This is a genomic window from Yersinia sp. KBS0713 (assembly GCF_005937895.2).
GTDB classification, from domain to species: Bacteria; Pseudomonadota; Gammaproteobacteria; order Enterobacterales; family Enterobacteriaceae; genus Yersinia; species Yersinia bercovieri.
This window is the reverse complement of record NZ_CP042173.1, coordinates 2060464-2079295: the sequence shown is the minus strand read 5'-3', so window position 1 is coordinate 2079295 and position 18832 is coordinate 2060464. Positions and strand designations below refer to the sequence as shown.

The following is an 18832-nucleotide window of genomic DNA, read 5'->3' as shown; positions in this document are numbered from 1 at the left end:
AATGCCAGTGAAGTTATCCGCTGGCATTTTTTTATTGACCTAGACCGATCGGTCTATTACGCTCTGCGACATGAACAAAATACAGCACACACATGTAGACACCCGTGATCACCTGCTAGCGACAGGTGAAAGTCTCAGTCTGCGCCTTGGCTTTAACGGCATGGGGCTTAGCCTGCTACTTAGCACCGCGGGTATTCCGAAAGGCTCGTTTTATCACTACTTCCGCTCAAAGGAAGTGTTTGGTGAGGCGATGTTACAGCGCTATTTTGATCGTTATGACACGGCAATGGAGAGTCTGCTGACTGGCTCCCAAGGCGATAAACGTCACCATTTGCTGCACTATTTTGCTCAATCTATTGCTAACTATTGCGGCAGTGAGTGCCACAATGCTTGTCTGGCGGTTAAACTATCAGCTGAAGTGAGTGATCTATCCGAACCCATGCGCCACGCGCTAGATATCGGCACTGCCCGCGTGATTGGTCGTTTGCAAGATGCCATCGAAGCCGGTATTGCAGAGGGTTCGCTGCGCACCATGCTCTCCCCGGCCGCCACCGCAGAAACACTCTATGCCTTGTGGCTGGGTGCGGCATTGCGGGCCAAGGTAAAACGTTCCGTTACCCCGCTGACCTGTGCGCTAGAAAGTATCGAATTGATTCTACAGCCGAACCCATAATCCAATGATTCTGATCGCAAACTTTGTGCTTCAGGATTTATCCAGCCAATAGTTGACTGGTCTATTAATATAGGACGCACCATGAAGACTGCTAAACTGTTCTCTCCTTTGAAGGTTGGCGCGCTCACTTTGCCAAACCGCGTATTTATGGCACCACTGACTCGCTTACGCAGTATTGAGCCAGGTGATATCCCAACCCCTTTAATGGCGGAATATTATCGTCAACGGGCCAGTGCCGGTTTGATTATCACCGAAGCAACCCAGATCTCTTTCCAGGCAAAAGGCTACGCGGGAGCACCGGGGTTACACACTCAGGAGCAGTTGAACGCGTGGAAAAAAATCACTCAGGCGGTGCATGAGGAGGGGGGACATATTGCCGTGCAGCTGTGGCATGTTGGACGCATTTCGCACAGTAGCTTGCAGCCCGGCCAACAAGCGCCAGTAGCGCCTTCAGCTATTGCCGCTGATACCCGCACCACCGTGCGCGATGAAAACGGTGCCTGGGTGCGCGTTCCCTGCTCCACCCCGCGCGCCTTGGAAACAGAAGAGATCCCGGGCATCATTAATGATTTCCGTCAGGCCACCGCCAATGCGCGCGAAGCGGGTTTTGACTATATCGAACTGCATGCCGCCCATGGTTATTTGCTGCATCAATTTATGTCTCCGGCCTCAAATCAGCGTACCGACCAATACGGTGGTAGCATTGAAAACCGTACCCGTCTGACACTGGAGGTGGTTGACGCCACCGCTGCCCAATGGGGTGCTGAACGTATTGGTATCCGTATCTCCCCATTAGGGCCGTTCAATGGTCTGGATAATGGTGAAGATCAGGAAGAAGCGGCACTGTATCTGATTGATGAATTGAACAAACGGCATATCGCCTACCTGCACATCTCCGAGCCAGATTGGGCCGGTGGTAAACCTTACTCAGAGGCGTTCCGTGATGCGGTTCGTGCGCGCTTCAAAGGGGTTATTATCGGTGCGGGTGCCTATACCGCCGAGAAGGCCGAAGAGTTGATTGAGAAAGGCTTTATTGATGCGGTAGCTTTTGGTCGCAGCTATATCTCTAACCCAGATTTAGTCGCTCGCCTACAACAGCATGCCCCACTGAATGAGCCTGATGGCGAAACATTCTACGGCGGCGGTGCTAAGGGCTACACTGATTACCCAACGCTGTAATGAGTTCTACCTGCTAATCGACTATCTCATCACGGTCAGGCGATATCTGGCCGTGATGATTTGCCCCGTTTCATTTCCTGTAACCCATTGAACTGATTTAATTGCCGGGGCTATACTTGAACCTGGTTTCATCACCCTTGCCCAATAACCAGGCAAAATGTAAACAGAGGATATTATGCGCTTACTCCATACCATGATCCGCGTCGGTGACCTGCAACGCTCCATCGATTTCTACACCAAGGTATTAGGGATGCGTTTACTGCGTACCAGCGAAAATACCGAGTATAAATACTCGCTGGCGTTCGTCGGTTATAGCGATGAAAGTGAAGGCTCAGTGATTGAGCTGACCTATAACTGGGGCGTAGAGAGCTACGAGATGGGGAGTGCATTTGGCCATTTGGCGCTGGGTGTGGATGATGTGGCCGCCACTTGCGACCAAATTCGTCAGGCGGGTGGAAAAGTCACCCGTGAAGCCGGCCCGGTCAAAGGCGGTAATACCATCATTGCGTTTGTCGAAGATCCGGACGGCTATAAAATCGAGTTAATCGAGAATAAGAGCGCCGGACACGGCCTCGGAAACTGATTAGCTAACAGGCACCAGCACGGTGCCTTTTTTATCATCGCGATATCCCCCTGCATCCTGCGCCAAAATTTGACATAATGTGTGCTGAATTCGATGAAGATAAGAAACTGATGGCAGATAAAAGTGACCTTAACGCCCTGAGTGGCCGTTTTCGTGGGTATTACCCCGTAGTAATTGATGTTGAAACCGCCGGTTTTAATGCTCAAACCGATGCATTATTAGAAATTGCCGCCGTGACTTTACAGATGAACAAAGAGGGATGGTTGCTACCGGATGAAACACTACATTTTCATGTAGAACCCTTTGAAGGTGCCAATCTGCAACCTGAAGCACTGGCATTTAATGGGATTGACCCTACCAACCCTTTACGTGGTGCAGTGAGTGAACACGATGCCTTACACGCCATTTTTAAAGCGGTGCGTAAAGGGCTAAAAGATCAAGGCTGTAACCGGGCAATCATCGTGGCACACAACGCCAATTTCGATCACAGTTTTGTCATGGCTGCGGCTGAGCGGGCGAGTTTAAAACGCAATCCGTTCCATCCATTCGCCACTTTTGATACCGCCGCTCTTAGCGGGCTGGTGCTGGGGCAAACCGTGTTGGCAAAAGCCTGCCTGACCGCAGGTATTCCGTTTGATAGCAGCCAGGCGCATTCGGCCTTGTACGACACCATGCAAACGGCAAAGCTGTTCTGCGAGCTGGTTAATCGTTGGAAGAAATTGGGCGGCTGGCCAATACCGGCGGGAGAGTCCGAGTAACGCGTTTTTTATCAGAAAACGGCATGTTATAAATATGAAAAGGTGGCCCGTAAGCCACCTTTTTTGATTCACTGACCACCAGCGCACATTACTCTGCGGCGGGTTGATCTTCCTGTGAACGGTACTTATCTGCAGTCTCTTTCAGCAGCTGTTGCAATTCACCACGCTGATACATTTCCATCAGAATGTCGCAACCGCCAACCAATTCGCCATCTACCCACAGCTGCGGGAATGTTGGCCAGTTGGCATATTTTGGCAGCTCAGCACGAATATCCGGATTTTGCAGGATATCAACATAAGCAAAGCGTTCGCCACAGGCCGATAGCGCCTGCACAGCCTGAGCAGAGAAACCGCAGTTTGGCAGCTTTGGCGAGCCCTTCATGTACAGCAGGATTGGGTTTTCTGCTATCTGGCGCTGAATTTTATCAATCGTCGTCATTTCTTGCTTCCTCAAGCCATATCGTGGCTACAATGCTTTTTACTCAATATCATTATTGCGTCCGCTCTATTGTAGCGACTGTCACCGCTGGAATAAAACGCCATCTTTTGCAGGGACTTTATGCCATCAGCAAAGAGTTAGCTGTCAGCTACAAATATGTGCATTGAGAATAACATTTTTGATCCCATCACTTCACTAATATCTTCTTTATCGTGTAGCAGGCGTTTATTTCAATAATACCCTAAGTTATTGAGGCCACAGGTAGTCTGCCAGCAAACGAATCTCGATACGCTAACTCAAGTCAGTGATTCAGATGAGTGAGTGTCGCTAACAACCCTACGGTTTTAGATACGACGGATATAACTCGTTGACGAATGGTTGATTTAAGTTCGCTGAAAGCATAAATAAGCTACAATTGTGAAGCCATTAACGTTTTCTCACAATATCGATTAGAATCCTGTATCTCTTCGCTTTTTTATATCCTGAGTTTCGGCAATACTGTGACTCTTCATATTCATCTCAGGGCTAAGGTTGGTAGCGTTATTATGCGTTTAATTCTTACGCTGTTTGTGCTGCTGTTTACCCAACTATTCTTAAATTTGGCGCATGCGTCGCCGCAGGCACAGGTGTCGGCGGAGCAAAAGAGAGGTCAGGTCAGCCAAGCCAGCCCTGATGATCGTAAAAAGCGAAAAGCTGATAAAAGTACCAAGAAAGCGAAAATTGCCAGCGCTAAAACTGCCACCGGCAAAACCAGCACCAATAAAACCGCCGTCAGCAGCAATAAAAAGAGCATAGCCAGTAACACAACGAAAGCTCTTAAGAAGAAAGTGCAAGAAATAAGTAAACCCACCATAAAACAACCCAGCAGTGTTAAAAAAACGAATACTAAAACAGCGGCCAACAAAAAAGTGGCGGCGGTCAAAAAAACAGAAAAAATTGCTTATGGTCGGCATCGAAATAAGACTCAAGGTAAAGCTGGCACAGAATTAGTTGCAAATAATAAAATCAAGCTCAGCCCTGCCCATAAAAAGCGCTACCAACATGCGAAGCAAACGGCAATGAGCAAACTGATGAAACAAGTCGGTAAACCTTATCGTTGGGGCGGCACCTCGCCGAATACCGGTTTTGATTGCAGTGGGCTTATTTATTACGCCTATAAAGATGTGATCAGAATAAAAATGCCGCGTACTGCTAACGAGATGTATCATTTACGTGATGCCGCGCCAGTCAAACGTGCTGAATTAGAGAGTGGTGATCTGGTGTTCTTTAATATTGCCAATCGCGGCGTTGCCGATCATGTCGGTGTCTATTTAGGTAACGGCAAATTTATTCAGTCCCCGCGTACCGGCGAAGAGATCCGCATTAGTATGCTGAATAACGACTACTGGCAAGATCACTATGTGGGTGCTCGCCGCGTGGTCACACCTAAAACTATCCGCTAATTCTTCAACTCACAGCCAGCACTGCTGTTGGCTGTGAGTACCCCACTCGCCAAACTTCTGTTATCCCCGTGATCTATCTTGGCTAATGCCAATGCCATACTAATACTGTGGTTATAACTGTCATTTCTGTCGAAAATTGTTAAGATTATACCCACAACAAAAATACAACAATTAAGCTTTTAACCGCTCTTCGCCACATCATGGCCTGCGGCTATTGATGGGATTTGAGGAGCAAACACCCTGAGCAACCCGAAAGGAGAGAGCTATGTCTTTTGAATTACCGGCATTACCTTATGCACAAAATGCACTGGAACCCCATATCTCAGCTGAAACGCTGGAGTACCATTACGGCAAACACCATAATACCTATGTGATTAACCTCAATAATCTGATTAAAGATAGTGAGTTTGCTGACAAAACGCTGGAAGAGATAGTAAAAACCTCCAGCGGTGGTCTCTTTAACAATGCGGCCCAAGTCTGGAACCATACTTTCTACTGGCACTGTCTGTCACCAAATGGTGGTGGTGAGCCGACCGGTAAAGTGGCTGATGCCATTAATCAATCATTTGGTTCTTTTGCTGAATTTAAAGCACAATTTACCGATGCCGCAGTGAAAAACTTTGGCGCAGGTTGGACTTGGCTGGTTAAAAAAGCCGATGGCACGCTGGCGATTGTGAGTACATCTAATGCGGCAACCCCGCTGACGACCACGGATAAACCGTTACTGACGGTGGATGTGTGGGAACACGCTTATTATATTGATTACCGCAATGCGCGGCCAAAATATCTGGAAAATTTCTGGGCGCTGGTTAACTGGGCATTCGTTGAGAAGAATTTAGCCTGAGAAGGCAATAAGCGCGAGACGATGTGTTAGCACATCAAGCAATAATTAAGGGCGGGTAAACCGCCCTACTTTACTATTTTACCGGCAAGCGGCTTAATTAATTCATTACCGCCACGAAGCTAAAGGCAATAATCATCGCCAGCGCACCAACAGTCGTAATCAGCGACATTTTCAGATTGGTATCCATAAAAACTCCTCAGCCGGTCAGTTTGTCGTAGGGAAAAGGCACATAGTTAGTGTGTTAAAATATCTTCCCACAATTCAGAAAAAAAATCTTGTGCTCATTACGCACTTTATAACTTTGAATACCTCTTTCACTTTTCCTCCAGATCAGCCAAAATTCGCAGTTCATAACTGCATACCGACCAATAACGTCCAATAAATACTCTCAGACAACCAGCTGATTCCATTTTCCAGCCAATAACATGCTTCTGTCTGAGTGGTTTCGCGTCTGCAGGCAAACGATTAACATAATACTTACCTACTGTAACAGGTGAGCTTAGGAGTCATTTTTTTTATGGCAACGATTAAAGATGTGGCCAAACACGCGGGTGTTTCCACCACCACCGTTTCGCACGTGATTAACAAAACGCGTTTCGTCGCCGAAAATACTAAGGCTGCCGTGTGGGCGGCCATTAAAGAACTGCATTATTCACCCAGTGCTGTGGCCCGTAGTTTGAAAGTTAATCACACCAAATCAATTGGTTTACTGGCAACGTCCAGCGAAGCGCCCTATTTTGCTGAAGTGATCGAAGCGGTTGAAAACAGTTGTTATAGCAAGGGTTACACGCTGATTTTATGTAACTCTCATAATAATCTGGATAAACAGAAAGCCTATCTGGCGATGCTGGCACAAAAGCGTGTTGATGGACTGCTGGTGATGTGTTCAGAATATCCCGAGCAGTTGCTGGGGATGCTGGAAGATTATCGTAATATCCCGATGGTGGTGATGGATTGGGGGACAGCACGTGGCGACTTTACTGACTCGATTATCGATAACGCCTTTGAAGGCGGCTATTTGGCTGGACGTTATCTGATTGAGCGCGGTCATCGTGATATCGGCGCTATTCCCGGCCAGCTATCCCGTAATACTGGCGGTGGTCGCCATCAGGGCTTTTTGAAAGCCCTGGAGGAGGCCAATATCACGCTGCGTGATGAATGGGTGGTTCAGGGCGATTTCGAACCGGAGTCCGGTTATAAAGCCATGCACCAGATTCTGACGCAAAAACATCGCCCGACCGCGGTATTCTGTGGCGGCGATATTATGGCGATGGGTGCAATATGCGCAGCCGATGAGCTGGGCTTGCGGGTGCCGCAAGATATTTCAGTGATCGGGTATGATAATGTGCGCAACGCGCGCTACTTCTCCCCTGCGCTGACCACCATTCATCAGCCAAAAGAGCGATTAGGTGAAACCGCTTTTGCGATGTTGCTCGACCGTATTGTCAGCAAGCGCGAAGACCCCCAGACCATTGAGGTGCACCCGAAACTGGTCGAGCGACGTTCTGTTGCGGATGGCCCGTTCCGCGATTATCGCCGCTAACTCTCTTCTGCCGGTAGCAAACTCGGCTACCGGCGCGGTTATTTGCTCTCAGTTGCTGGTGTCGTCATGCTGAGTAGCTGATGGGTTGTCATCTTTCAGCCACTCAGCATTTAGCGTGACACTGTCACCCAAATACGCCAGCAACCATGCCAGTGCCGGTGAGTGGTTGTTCTGCTCCCACGTCAGGCAGCATGGGCTATCCGGTAGCGGTTCAGCCAAGCTTAGCGCTGCCAGCCTCCCTTGCGCAATCAGCGGCGAGACCATATGAGCAGGCACCATGCCAACACATAGCCCCGCGCACAGGCAGTCAATCCCCGTCGCCCAGTCCGGTGCCACCAACCGCTGCTGATTATCTAAGGTCCAGGTGTCCCGTTTCGGCAGGTTGCGCGCGGTATCTTCCAGACAGAGTGCGGGGTAAGGCCGCAACTGATCATCGGTCAGTGGCCCGGTTAACCGCGCTAATGGGTGTTCGACACTCACCACACATTGCCAACTTAAAAAGCCCATGTCGCGAAAAACAAACCGCCCTCCGACTGGCACCGCACGCGTGGCGCCGATGGCCATTTCAGCCTGCCCGTCCACCAGCGCATCCCAGACGCCATTGAACACCTCATAACGTACCCGTAATTCGATATCAGGAAAATGTCGATAGAAATCCAGAACTAAGCGGCGGCTGCGCTGTGGTTTGACGATTTTATCCACCACGATGGTTAACTCCCCTCGCCAGCCATTCGCCACTTGTTGGCATTGACGGCGAGTGCCATTCATTTTTTTGATAACATCGCGAGCTTCTTTGATAAAAACGACACCTGCGGCGGTTAATTCTACGTCACGATGACGCCGTTCAAACAGCGGCACCGCCAGCCACTCTTCAAGCTGGCGCACGGTATAACTTATCGCCGATGGCACACGGTGCAATTCTTGAGCGGCGGCACTGAAGCTACCGGTACGTGCGACCGCGTCAACCACATCCAGCGAGTATTCAGACCACATTATCTTCTGCTCCTGTTGCTCATTTATTCAGACATCAAATATTTTGATAGCATGGCGCAAATATTACCGTTTCACAATCGAATCACTCGCCGGATAGAATGCCCCCGCAATAAAATTGCCTGTAATAATACATTTACAATAACAACATATTGACAACAGCAACGCCTGCAACATTTTCACATTGAGAATAAAGAATGAAAACCACCTCTAGCTTCATGTTCTACCTGGCTGGCTTAAGTATGCTGGGTTATCTGGCCACCGACATGTATTTGCCCGCCTTTGGCGCAATGCAACAAGAGCTGCAAACCTCCGCCGGTGCCATCAGTGCCAGTCTGAGCATCTTCCTCGCCGGTTTCGCTATCGCCCAACTTATCTGGGGGCCGGTATCGGATAAAATAGGTCGTAAACCGGTGCTGTTGGTCGGGTTGGGGTTATTTGCTATCGGCTGTCTGGGGATTTTGTGGGTTGAGACTGCCACCCAGTTATTAATCCTGCGTTTTATTCAAGCGGTGGGGGTCTGTTCTGCCGCCGTGAGCTGGCAAGCCTTAGTGGTGGATCGTTATCGCGACGGTAAAGCCAACCGCGTATTCGCAACTATCATGCCGCTGGTGGCGTTGTCGCCGGCACTGGCACCTTTGCTGGGTGCCTGGCTGTTAAATCACTTCAGTTGGCGCGCCATTTTTGTCGTTCTGCTGGCCGTTACTCTGCTGCTCCTGATCCCAACGGCGCTGTTGAAAGAGCGGAAAAAATCCGCGACTGATAAAGCCGATCAAAGTAGGGCTAGGATCAGTTTCTACCAGTTATTGAAATCGCCACAGTTTAGCGGCAACGTGATGATGTTCGCCGCATGTAGTGCCGGATTTTTCGCTTGGTTAACCGGTTCACCTTTTATTTTGGGCGACATGGGATATGGCCCGAACGTCATCGGTTTAAGTTATGTTCCACAGACATTGGCTTTTCTCTTAGGCGGTTTCGGTTGCCGTAGCGCTCTGACTCGCATCAAAGGAAATACCCTGCTGCCATGGCTGTTGGCGGGGTATAGCGCCAGCATGATCGCGCTCTATCTCATCGCAACCTTTACCACTCCGACACTGGTGAGCTTACTTATTCCTTTCTGCATAATGGCGCTTGTGAATGGTGCCTGCTACCCTATTATCGTAGCGAATGCATTAATGCCTTTTCCGGCGAACACTGGCAAAGCCGCTGCACTGCAAAACACGCTTCAGCTAGGGTTGTGTTTTGTCGCGAGCATGATGGTGTCCGCTTTTATCAGCCAGGCATTGCTGGCAACAGTGACGGTGATGCTGTCGACGGTTGTGTTAGCACTATTGGGATATGGCATTCATTGCTATGCGCTGCGAAAAGATAAAAAGGGAATTAATTTTCAATAGAAATAGTCACTAAGCGGCATAAAAGCCGGGAGCGATTTAGTATTGAGAAAGCGTCCCGGCAAGCCTATACTCGGTTTAACCGATTACAATACCATTAAAAAAAAGCATTATCTTAAGCACTTTCTGTGCGCGTGGATTGCGTCACATTTACTCTTATGGATGAGTTACCCTAAACCAAAACATAATTAGGGTTTCTTCTTAATCTTCCTCTGTCCGTAACGGATATCAGACACCAAGGTCACAACAACCTAATTGGTATGTCTTCGCGCATATAGATAATTATCGCGGGTCATAAGTCAGAAGAAAGTGATGGAGAAGCTATGAGTTCATCCTGTATAGAAGACCAGAGCATTCAAGAAAATCCGTGGTTCCGCATAGTGCAAGAGATGCTGAACCGGGCTGATATTGAGATCAATGGCTCACGCCCCTTCGACATTCAAGTTAATAACCCAGACTTTTTTAAGCGGGTATTACAAGAAGGATCTTTGGGATTAGGTGAGAGTTATATGGACGGTTGGTGGGAGTGCGATCGCTTGGATATCTTTTTCCAGCGAGTTCTCCGTGCTGGCCTGGAAAATCAACTTCCACACCATCTCAAAGATACTTTACGTATTGCCGCCGCCCGTGTGATCAATTTGCAATCAAAGAAACGCGCCTGGATTGTCGGCAAAGAGCATTATGACTTAGGTAATGATCTATTTAGCCTCATGCTCGACCCCAATATGCAATACTCCTGCGGCTACTGGAAAGAGGCCACGACTCTTGAGCAAGCGCAGGAAAATAAGCTGCAGATGATCTGCGAAAAGCTGCAATTAGCCCCGGGCATGAAACTGCTGGATATCGGTTGTGGTTGGGGTGGACTTGCCGCTTATGCCGCCCGCCATTACGGGGTCTCAGTCTCAGGGGTGACCATTTCAGCGGAACAGCAAAAATTGGCGCAAGAGCGCTGCGCAGGTTTGGATGTCACTATCTTGCTGCAAGACTATCGTGATTTAAATGAACAGTTTGATCGTATTGTGTCAGTGGGGATGTTCGAGCATGTGGGGCCAAAGAATTACCGCACCTATTTTGAGGTGGTAAATCGCAATTTAAAACCTGATGGGTTGTTCTTGCTGCACACCATTGGCGCTAATCGCACTGATCTCAGTATTGATCCGTGGATTAATAAATATATCTTCCCAAATGGTTGCCTGCCCTCGGTGAAACATATTGCTCAGGCCAGCGAGCCCTATTTTATCATGGAAGATTGGCATAATTTCGGCGCAGATTATGACCGAACATTAATGGCCTGGTATGCCCGTTTCCAAGCGGCATGGCCAACTCTGGCGCAGAATTACTCCTCGCGATTTGAACGGATGTTTAGCTATTATCTGAATGCGTGTGCTGGGGCATTCCGCGCCAGAGACATTCAATTGTGGCAAGTTCTGTTTAGCCCTAATGGCGTAGAGGGCGGTATTCGAACTCCCCGTTAAGAGTGCCGCAATTTAAACATGACTGGTTTGATAGCAGGGGTGCACAGCCCCTGCTTCACTTTTATCCTACTTACTCACGCACTGTTTTTTCCACCGCCTCAATGGCATGGACAATATCGCGCTGCGCCAGTACTCGCTCAACGGTATCCACCACAGCCTGCGTCTGCGGATCTATTTCGATATTGACCCGATGCCCTAAGCGCTTTTTACCTAGCGTGGTGCGTGCCAGTGTTTCCGGGATCAGATGCACACAAAAACGGTTGCCGACAACTTCACCGATGGTCAGGCTGATACCATCAATACCGATAAAACCTTTATGTAATATATATTTCATCAAATCAGCGCTGGGCATTCGAAACCAGATCTGACGATTATTTTCTGATGTATATATTTTGGTTATTTCAGCGGTACAAATAATATGGCCGGACATAAGATGCCCACCAATTTCGTCACTGAATTTAGCTGCGCGCTCCAAATTAACCACATCCCCCACCTGAATATCACCCAGGTTAGTGATGCGCAGTGTCTCCTTCATCAAATCAAAGCTAACCCGATGGCCTTCAATCGCAGTGACCGTCAGGCAACAGCCATTGTGGGCAACAGAAGCGCCTAAGGCTAATTCAGGTAGCATCTCAGTTGGCATCTCCACCACATGAGTACGGAAATTAGATTTTTCTTCGATGGCAACCACCGGCGCGGTGCCTTGAACAATACCGGTAAACATACGCCATGCCTCTCATCAGTCAGCGGTAAAAAGAAGTGATCTCTGCGTTGATTTTGCCTCAGAAGATACGGAAAACCAAACCACTTAGAATAAAAAACTGCATACGCGGTATTTTGCTGATATTTAATGACAAGGATTGCTTAAGCTTGGCGAGAAGGTACAATCTTTTATACTCGTTTTTCTTGATGTTGTAGGCTTGCTAGTGACTCTCTCTTACCCGAATCACTGAGCGGCGTCAGACCATCGGGCTATACTTGCTACCTACCTGCAACCCCAAGTATTTTGGATAAATTGTTTCCGTTATTTTATTTAACGCTTATTTAGCGATAAATAGCCTCAATAAATAAAGAAGGTGCATACGTGCAGAAGTATATAGTAGAGGCGCGTAGCTTATTGGCTCTCGCTATTCCCGTCGTCATCGCGCAACTGTCCCAAACGGCAATGGGCGTGGTTGATACCATTATGGCCGGCTCTGTCAGTGCAACCGATATGGCTGCGGTGGCCGTGGGGACATCTATCTGGCTACCGGCAATCTTATTCGGCCATGGTTTACTGCTGGCGCTAACCCCTACGGTTGCCCAACTTAATGGTTCCGGGCGGCGTAACCAGATTGCCCATCAAGTCAGGCAAGGATTTTGGCTGGCGCTGTGCGTTTCACTGCTCATTATGTTGGTGCTATATAATAGCGACCACGTTATTAAGCAAATGCATAATATTGACCCGATACTGGCGGATAAAGCCGTTGGTTTCTTACATGCCATTATGTGGGGCGCGCCCGGCTATCTGTTCTTCCAAGTGTTGCGTAATCAGTGCGAAGGATTGTCCAAAACTAAACCGGGGATGGTGATAGGTTTTATCGGTTTGCTGGTTAATATTCCGATTAACTATATTTTCATCTACGGTAAATTCGGCGCACCGGCGTTAGGGGGCGTGGGTTGTGGTGTGGCCACCGGAACCGTCTACTGGGTGATGTTCCTGATGATGCGGTGGTATGTTACCCGCGCTCGCTCGCAGCAAGACATCAAACTGGAGAAAGGGTTTGCAGCACCAGACTGGCAAGTGATGAAACGTTTGGGCGGCCTTGGTCTACCCGTTGCGCTGGCGCTGTTTTTCGAAGTGACACTGTTTGCTGTAGTAGCATTACTGGTTTCGCCACTCGGTATCGTCGCGGTTGCCGGGCACCAGATTGCGCTCAACTTCAGCTCACTGATGTTTATGTTACCCATGTCACTGAGTGTGGCGGCCACTATTCGTGTTGGCTTCCGCCTCGGTCAGGGTTCGGTTGATCAAGCAAAGGTCGCGGCTTATACCAGTATTGCTGTCGGTTTGATGCTGGCCTGCATAACTGCGGTGTTTACGGTTATTTTCCGCGAACATATTGCCCTGCTGTATAACAAAACACCTGAAGTCGTGATGATGGCCTCCCATTTGATGCTGCTAGCGGCGCTCTATCAGCTCTCTGATGCCATTCAGGTGATCGGCAGCGGTGTATTACGTGGCTATAAAGATACCCGTTCGATCTTCTTTATTACCTTTACAGCTTATTGGTTGCTGGGGTTACCGAGTGGTTACCTGCTGGGACTGACCGACTATATTGTCCCCGCAATGGGGCCAAGTGGTTTCTGGATAGGCTTCGTTATCGGCTTAACCGCTGCGGCGATCTTAATGGCACTGCGCATCCGTTGGTTACAAAAACAACCGACGGCGTTTATCCTGCAAAAAGCAGCACACTAGGCAAGCCTAGCTAAGTGTTAATCGCTGGAGTCAAACTGGCGATTAATGCTTAGGTAAAGCGAAAAGATGAGGAAAAAAACAGCGCAATGAGTAAAAGCGCAGCAATTACGTGAGTTTGCGGTGAATATTGTGTTTTTCTCCTTGCCAGCCGTCGGGCGGATCGTTAATATTCGTCCCCGCTGTCAGCATTGATGGCAGGTAATAAGATTATGGTATTGCGTCCGTAGCTCAGTTGGTTAGAGCACCACCTTGACATGGTGGGGGTCGATGGTTCGAGTCCATTCGGACGCACCAATCTTATTATTTGTAGGGTAATGTGCGTCCGTAGCTCAGTTGGTTAGAGCACCACCTTGACATGGTGGGGGTCGATGGTTCGAGTCCATTCGGACGCACCACTCTGCTATTTTCGATGTTCCCCATATTCCCATTTTACCACCTGACTTCTCAATCCTCACTGATATTCTGTCGCTCTCAATATTCTGTTTTTCATCAATGAATTTGTTAAAAGTGTTAAAACAAATATCTGTTGCGCAACAAATTAGGCATTACTCTTAGTGTTTGCGCGACTAATCTCCCCTTTTTATAAAAAACGGCAATGAGTTCCTGTTTTCTATTTCATTTCCCGTTAGTTACCGTTTATAATACGAACCGTCGTTTCAGTTGAATGGTTTCAGCCTCTTGATCTGTAGATACGCTAAAAAAATACAACTCACCTATACGCCGTCGTATACCGATCATGCGTTTAGCCTCGTGCTAAAGTTTTCCGCTCAACTTCCACAACTGTCATCTATTCTTAGTAATGTTTTGCTTCTTGGGCACGTTTCTTTACACCAGACACTAATCAGATCCCCACTCCGTTGCTCGATTAAACGGAATATTCGCTTTTTATCCATCACAACTTGTAGAAAAAATCCGTCATGAAAAAGACTAAAATTGTTTGTACCATCGGTCCAAAAACCGAATCCGAAGAGATGCTGACGAACCTGCTGAATGCAGGTATGAATGTTATGCGCTTGAACTTCTCCCACGGTGACTATGCAGAGCATGGTCAACGTATCAAGAATATCCGTGCTGTCATGGCGAAAACTGGCCTGAAAGCGGGTATCCTACTGGACACCAAAGGCCCTGAAATCCGCACCATGAAACTGGAAGGCGGCAAAGATGCGGCTCTGGTTGCAGGTCAGACTTTCACTTTCACCACTGATCAAAGCGTGATTGGCAACAATACTATCGTTGCTGTGACCTACCCAGGTTTCGCGGCTGACCTGAAAATCGGCAACACGGTGTTGGTTGACGATGGTTTGATCGGCATGGAAGTGACAGAAGTCACTGAAAGCAACGTGGTATGTAAAGTGCTGAACAACGGTGATCTGGGCGAAAACAAAGGCGTTAACCTGCCGGGCGTCTCTATCCAGTTGCCAGCATTAGCTGAAAAAGATAAAGCTGACCTGATCTTTGGTTGTGAGCAAGGCGTAGACTTCGTTGCGGCATCCTTTATCCGTAAACGTTCAGACGTCCTGGAAATCCGCGAACACCTGAAAGCACACGGTGGCGGCCACATCCAAATCATCTCTAAAATCGAAAACCAGGAAGGTCTGAATAATTTCGACGAAATCCTGGAAGCATCTGACGGCATCATGGTGGCCCGTGGTGACTTGGGTGTTGAGATCCCGGTTGAAGAAGTTATCTTCGCGCAGAAGATGATGATTGAAAAATGTAACCGTGCTCGCAAAGTTGTTATCACTGCAACTCAGATGCTCGATTCAATGATCAAAAACCCACGCCCTACCCGTGCAGAAGCTGGCGACGTTGCTAACGCCATCCTGGACGGTACAGACGCCGTGATGCTGTCTGGTGAAAGTGCTAAGGGTAAGTACCCATTAGAGTCTGTCACCATCATGGCGACCATCTGCGAGCGTACAGACCGTATCATGCCTAGCCGCATCGAAACGCTGAACGACAATCGCAAAATGCGTATCACTGAAGCCGTTTGCCGTGGTGCTGTAGAAACCGCAGAAAAACTGGAAGCAAAAGTGATCGTCGTCGCCACAGGTGGCGGTAAATCGGCCAAATCAGTGCGTAAATACTTCCCAACTGCAACTATTCTGGCACTGACCACCAATGAAACCACGGCCCGTCAGTTAATTCTGACCAAAGGCGTGATCACTCAACTGGTCAACGAAATTGCTTCAACAGATGATTTCTACCGTATCGGTAAAGAAGCGGCGCTGGCCAGCGGTTTGGCACAGAAAGGTGACGTGGTGATCATGGTTTCTGGTGCGTTAGTACCAAGTGGCACCACTAATACTTCATCAGTGCACGTGTTATAATCTCAACACGCACAACTGTACGCTAATTAAAAACACCGCTTCCAATAGCGGTGTTTTCTTTTTTAAGCGAACCAAATAAACTTTCTGAAAAAATCCATTTTATCCTAATCCTGCCAGAGTCATTTCTCAAATAAGACTTATCCCATAGAATCAGGCTGTTTTGTCTCGTTTTTTTAACTTTTTTTTAAAACAAGATGCTTCTTTGAGCGAACGATCAAAATAAACCCCTCTAACACTAAAAATTTATTCTCTTTCGAAAAAACTTTGTGTAATACTTGTAACGCTACATGGAGATTAACTTAATCTAGAGGGTGTTAATAATGAATCGTACTAAACTTGTACTGGGCGCGGTAATTCTGGCTTCTACTATGCTGGCTGGTTGTTCAAGCAATGCTAAAATCGATCAACTGTCTTCTGACGTTCAGACTCTGAACGCTAAAGTTGACCAACTGAGCAACGACGTGAACGCAATCCGTTCTGACGTTCAAGCAGCTAAAGACGATGCAGCACGTGCTAACCAACGTCTGGACAACCAAGCTCACGCTTACAAGAAGTAATATTACTTCCTGAATGAAAAATGGCGCACATTGTGCGCCATTTTTTTTACCTCGCAAAACCGCCCTGCTCGCTTGCAAGCTACCGAACTGAACCCAACCTACCCTTTAGCGCCAAAAACGCCGTAACAAGGCTGTCACGCGCCATAACTGGCACTTAGGCTATTTGTCTCACATCATTGATTAGAATTGATTCAGAAGGGAGTGAAAACTTTACCATGACCGACATGCAGCCATGGTAAAGGTGGAGCTGAGACTTAGTTGGCTGCGGAGTAAACCGGGCCTGGCTGAACCAGCTTAGGCGTCGGCTGTTCAGTCGGTTGCTGCTCTTCGGTCTGCGGTTGAGTCTGCGGCTCGCTCTGAGGCGCTACAGCAGCAGGAGCTTGCTCTGGTGCCGCTGCGCCTACCGTCACAATCACCGGCATACCAGCACGACGTACAATCGCACTCTGCACCACTTGTGCATCAGTCTGGCTGTCGTCGATAAACTTCTGCAGGCTGCTGCTAATCGCAATTGGCATTGTTTGCGGGTCATCACTGTCGACACGAGACAACGGCTGATGAACCTCCACATAACGTTTACCATCCGGCTCTACCGAATATTTGACTGGCTCATTGATGATCTGAACGCGAGTGCCTTTAGGTACTGATTTGAACAGCGCTTCAATATCATCAGGACGTAAACGAATGCAACCGGAGCTGACGCGCATACCAATGCCGAAATTAGCATTAGTACCGTGGATCAGGTACTCACCACCACCGGCGGCCAGGCGCATCGCAAACAGACCCATTGGGTTTTCCGGGCCGGCTGGAACAACAGCAGGCAAGGTCACACCCTCGGCCAGATAGTGCTTACGGATATTCGCTGTTGGTGTCCAGGTTGGGTTCGGGATCTTTTGGCTGACAGAGGTCGTCATCGTTGGGGTATTACGCCCTAACTGGCCGATACCGATTGGGTACACTATCACCTTGTTCTGGCCTTTCGGGTAGTAATAAAGGCGCAGTTCCGCCAGGTTGATCACGATACCTTCCCGTGGGGTATCAGGTAACAACATCTGGGTTGGGATAGTTAACACTGAACCCGGTAATGGCAGATACGGGTCAGCATCCGGGTTTGCTTCCAGCATCCCCAGTAAGCCGATTTTGTAGTCGGCTGCAATAGCCTCAAGTGGGCGGCCATCGTTTGGCACAATATAGGTGGTATTTTCGCCAATCAGACGGCTATTGGCTGGCGGTAGAGGATACTCGGTCGCATTGGCAGCAGTGATACTTCCCGCCACGCAAGTTGCGAATAACATACCAATCAAAGTTAATGCACGTTTCATGCTTAGTTCCTACATCACTTCTTCAAATTCGGTTTACACGGCGATACCCAATAGATTTCAAGTGCAGGAAAGCGGCATCCCGATGCGCTTACGTCAGTAAGTGATGCGGGTGAACGCAAGTTGCCAACACACCTACAGTTTGAAAGATGAGGGTATATCTACGTTAATTTTAGCAGCCAATAATAAGGCCACCATATAGTAACAGTCCTTATTATAAAGGCAATTTATATCTCTACAAATCAAGGTGTTACAATGTAATGTATTGTGCTTTATCGGCCATGACTGATGATTTAACTTGCTGAAATATCACCACTTTAATACTGTGACCCATAACACAGAAATGGTCAGTCAATCATGAATAAAGCACAAAATGTTGACGGGAGGTCAGCTAGCCGATAAGGCCGCTGCTTTAGCGCGGATCGCGCGGATCATCGCTTCCAGACCTTGCGAGCGCGAAGGTGTCAGGTGCTGACTCAGGGCTAAGTCGGCAAAGAATGGACGTACATCCAAACTGACTATCTGCTGTGGGGTTAAACCTTGATAGAGAATAAACACAATGGCAACCAGTCCTTTGACAATCGCGGCATCGCTGTCACCGGCAAACAGCACTTGCCCCGCCGCAGAGGGGGTCATGGCGATCCACACTTGGCTTTGGCAACCGGATATCAGGTTCTCCGGTTGGCGCTGCTGTTCGGTTAACGGCGGCAATTGCGCGCCTAACTCAATCACATACAGGTATTTTTCTTCCCAATTCAAACAACGGGAAAAGTTACGAATCAACTTATCTTTATCGGGTAGACCAGCCATCACATGCTTCCTAAATAGATAAAAACACCCTTTGCCCCTGG

18 protein-coding genes and 2 tRNA genes are annotated in these 18832 nt (G+C 48.3%); 14 read left to right on the top strand and 6 right to left on the bottom strand.

All coding sequences use genetic code 11. From position 1 onward, the window contains the following. Positions 1–70 precede the first annotated feature (70 nt). From FFE93_RS09720 to rnt, 4 genes are all read left to right on the top strand, one after another. On the top strand, positions 71–673 hold the full coding sequence (locus tag FFE93_RS09720) for a TetR/AcrR family transcriptional regulator (RefSeq protein ID WP_057646722.1): 603 nt from the start codon (positions 71–73) through the stop codon (positions 671–673). A gap of 81 nt (positions 674–754) precedes the next feature. Continuing rightward, on the top strand, positions 755–1852 hold the full coding sequence (locus FFE93_RS09715; protein WP_049600211.1) for an alkene reductase: 1098 nt from the start codon (positions 755–757) through the stop codon (positions 1850–1852). A gap of 175 nt (positions 1853–2027) precedes the next feature. Next, positions 2028–2435: a lactoylglutathione lyase gene (gloA, locus tag FFE93_RS09710; RefSeq protein ID WP_049600210.1), complete on the top strand. Its 408-nt coding sequence runs from the start codon at positions 2028–2030 to the stop codon at positions 2433–2435. Between the two features lie 110 nt (positions 2436–2545). Then, positions 2546–3193 (top strand): ribonuclease T, encoded by a 648-nt coding sequence (gene rnt, locus FFE93_RS09705; protein WP_072079948.1) that lies wholly within the window; start codon positions 2546–2548, stop codon positions 3191–3193. A gap of 88 nt (positions 3194–3281) precedes the next feature. On the opposite strand, the gene FFE93_RS09700 is transcribed toward rnt, so the two are convergent. Then, the gene (locus tag FFE93_RS09700) at positions 3282–3632 is read right to left on the bottom strand and encodes a Grx4 family monothiol glutaredoxin (RefSeq protein WP_004874252.1); all 351 of its coding nucleotides are present in this window, start codon (positions 3630–3632) and stop codon (positions 3282–3284) included. 545 nt (positions 3633–4177) lie between these two features. Between FFE93_RS09700 and FFE93_RS09695 the strand changes: the two genes are divergently transcribed. Together FFE93_RS09695 and sodB are read left to right on the top strand one after the other, a co-directional pair. Next, positions 4178–5074 (top strand): C40 family peptidase, encoded by an 897-nt coding sequence (locus tag FFE93_RS09695; protein ID WP_005270345.1) that lies wholly within the window; start codon positions 4178–4180, stop codon positions 5072–5074. A gap of 265 nt (positions 5075–5339) precedes the next feature. Beyond that, entirely contained in the window at positions 5340–5918 is a 579-nt protein-coding gene (sodB, locus tag FFE93_RS09690) for a superoxide dismutase [Fe] (RefSeq protein WP_005270342.1), read from the top strand. Between the two features lie 97 nt (positions 5919–6015). On the opposite strand, the gene FFE93_RS09685 is transcribed toward sodB, so the two are convergent. After that, complete coding sequence (locus FFE93_RS09685; RefSeq protein ID WP_016266160.1) at positions 6016–6105, bottom strand: YnhF family membrane protein; 90 nt, start codon at positions 6103–6105, stop codon at positions 6016–6018. 330 nt (positions 6106–6435) lie between these two features. On the opposite strand from FFE93_RS09685, the gene purR reads away from it, so the two are divergent. Continuing rightward, positions 6436–7461: an HTH-type transcriptional repressor PurR gene (gene purR, locus FFE93_RS09680; protein ID WP_005270340.1), complete on the top strand. Its 1026-nt coding sequence runs from the start codon at positions 6436–6438 to the stop codon at positions 7459–7461. Between the two features lie 48 nt (positions 7462–7509). Here purR and punR read toward each other — a convergent pair whose 3' ends face one another. Next, entirely contained in the window at positions 7510–8454 is a 945-nt protein-coding gene (punR, locus tag FFE93_RS09675; RefSeq protein WP_005270339.1) for a DNA-binding transcriptional activator PunR, read from the bottom strand. 194 nt (positions 8455–8648) lie between these two features. Here punR and punC point away from each other — a divergent pair, with 194 nt between their 5' ends. Both punC and cfa read left to right on the top strand, forming a co-directional pair. Beyond that, entirely contained in the window at positions 8649–9845 is a 1197-nt protein-coding gene (gene punC / locus FFE93_RS09670) for a purine nucleoside transporter PunC (protein ID WP_138775072.1), read from the top strand. 320 nt (positions 9846–10165) lie between these two features. Further along, positions 10166–11317, top strand: a complete 1152-nt coding sequence (gene cfa, locus FFE93_RS09665) for a cyclopropane fatty acyl phospholipid synthase (RefSeq protein WP_032896194.1) — start codon at positions 10166–10168, stop codon at positions 11315–11317. 70 nt (positions 11318–11387) lie between these two features. Here cfa and FFE93_RS09660 read toward each other — a convergent pair whose 3' ends face one another. Continuing rightward, a complete protein-coding gene (locus FFE93_RS09660) occupies positions 11388–12041 on the bottom strand; it encodes a riboflavin synthase subunit alpha (RefSeq protein WP_138775071.1) in 654 nt (217 codons plus the stop codon). Positions 12042–12401: 360 nt separating this feature from the next. Between FFE93_RS09660 and FFE93_RS09655 the strand changes: the two genes are divergently transcribed. The 5 genes from FFE93_RS09655 to FFE93_RS09635 all read left to right on the top strand — a co-directional run bounded on the left by FFE93_RS09655 (position 12402) and on the right by FFE93_RS09635 (position 16662). After that, positions 12402–13775: an MATE family efflux transporter gene (locus FFE93_RS09655; protein WP_049600202.1), complete on the top strand. Its 1374-nt coding sequence runs from the start codon at positions 12402–12404 to the stop codon at positions 13773–13775. 217 nt (positions 13776–13992) lie between these two features. Beyond that, positions 13993–14069: transfer RNA gene (locus tag FFE93_RS09650), tRNA-Val, on the top strand. A 24-nt stretch (positions 14070–14093) separates the two neighbouring features. Further along, positions 14094–14170: transfer RNA gene (locus FFE93_RS09645), tRNA-Val, on the top strand. A gap of 522 nt (positions 14171–14692) precedes the next feature. Further along, complete coding sequence (gene pykF, locus FFE93_RS09640) at positions 14693–16105, top strand: pyruvate kinase PykF (protein ID WP_032896189.1); 1413 nt, start codon at positions 14693–14695, stop codon at positions 16103–16105. 320 nt (positions 16106–16425) lie between these two features. Then, complete coding sequence (locus FFE93_RS09635; protein WP_005165631.1) at positions 16426–16662, top strand: major outer membrane lipoprotein; 237 nt, start codon at positions 16426–16428, stop codon at positions 16660–16662. Positions 16663–16916: 254 nt separating this feature from the next. On the opposite strand, the gene FFE93_RS09630 is transcribed toward FFE93_RS09635, so the two are convergent. Together FFE93_RS09630 and sufE are read right to left on the bottom strand one after the other, a co-directional pair. Then, complete coding sequence (locus FFE93_RS09630) at positions 16917–17984, bottom strand: L,D-transpeptidase family protein (RefSeq protein WP_005270323.1); 1068 nt, start codon at positions 17982–17984, stop codon at positions 16917–16919. 384 nt (positions 17985–18368) lie between these two features. Then, the gene (sufE, locus tag FFE93_RS09625) at positions 18369–18791 is read right to left on the bottom strand and encodes a cysteine desulfuration protein SufE (protein ID WP_005270320.1); all 423 of its coding nucleotides are present in this window, start codon (positions 18789–18791) and stop codon (positions 18369–18371) included. Positions 18792–18832 lie beyond the last annotated feature (41 nt).

What these genes read in the sequence shown, in the direction of transcription:
- FFE93_RS09630 (WP_005270323.1), bottom strand. Translation starts at nt 17,984, where the DNA reads ATGAAACGTGCATTAACTTTGATTGGTATGTTATTCGCAACTTGCGTG.
- FFE93_RS09660 (WP_138775071.1), bottom strand. Translation starts at nt 12,041, where the DNA reads ATGTTTACCGGTATTGTTCAAGGCACCGCGCCGGTGGTTGCCATCGAA.
- FFE93_RS09695 (WP_005270345.1), top strand. Translation starts at nt 4,178, where the DNA reads ATGCGTTTAATTCTTACGCTGTTTGTGCTGCTGTTTACCCAACTATTC.
- rnt (WP_072079948.1), top strand. Translation starts at nt 2,546, where the DNA reads ATGGCAGATAAAAGTGACCTTAACGCCCTGAGTGGCCGTTTTCGTGGG.
- purR (WP_005270340.1), top strand. Translation starts at nt 6,436, where the DNA reads ATGGCAACGATTAAAGATGTGGCCAAACACGCGGGTGTTTCCACCACC.
- sodB (WP_005270342.1), top strand. Translation starts at nt 5,340, where the DNA reads ATGTCTTTTGAATTACCGGCATTACCTTATGCACAAAATGCACTGGAA.
- FFE93_RS09715 (WP_049600211.1), top strand. Translation starts at nt 755, where the DNA reads ATGAAGACTGCTAAACTGTTCTCTCCTTTGAAGGTTGGCGCGCTCACT.
- cfa (WP_032896194.1), top strand. Translation starts at nt 10,166, where the DNA reads ATGAGTTCATCCTGTATAGAAGACCAGAGCATTCAAGAAAATCCGTGG.
- pykF (WP_032896189.1), top strand. Translation starts at nt 14,693, where the DNA reads ATGAAAAAGACTAAAATTGTTTGTACCATCGGTCCAAAAACCGAATCC.
- punC (WP_138775072.1), top strand. Translation starts at nt 8,649, where the DNA reads ATGAAAACCACCTCTAGCTTCATGTTCTACCTGGCTGGCTTAAGTATG.
- FFE93_RS09685 (WP_016266160.1), bottom strand. Translation starts at nt 6,105, where the DNA reads ATGGATACCAATCTGAAAATGTCGCTGATTACGACTGTTGGTGCGCTG.
- sufE (WP_005270320.1), bottom strand. Translation starts at nt 18,791, where the DNA reads ATGGCTGGTCTACCCGATAAAGATAAGTTGATTCGTAACTTTTCCCGT.
- gloA (WP_049600210.1), top strand. Translation starts at nt 2,028, where the DNA reads ATGCGCTTACTCCATACCATGATCCGCGTCGGTGACCTGCAACGCTCC.
- FFE93_RS09635 (WP_005165631.1), top strand. Translation starts at nt 16,426, where the DNA reads ATGAATCGTACTAAACTTGTACTGGGCGCGGTAATTCTGGCTTCTACT.
- FFE93_RS09720 (WP_057646722.1), top strand. Translation starts at nt 71, where the DNA reads ATGAACAAAATACAGCACACACATGTAGACACCCGTGATCACCTGCTA.
- FFE93_RS09700 (WP_004874252.1), bottom strand. Translation starts at nt 3,632, where the DNA reads ATGACGACGATTGATAAAATTCAGCGCCAGATAGCAGAAAACCCAATC.
- punR (WP_005270339.1), bottom strand. Translation starts at nt 8,454, where the DNA reads ATGTGGTCTGAATACTCGCTGGATGTGGTTGACGCGGTCGCACGTACC.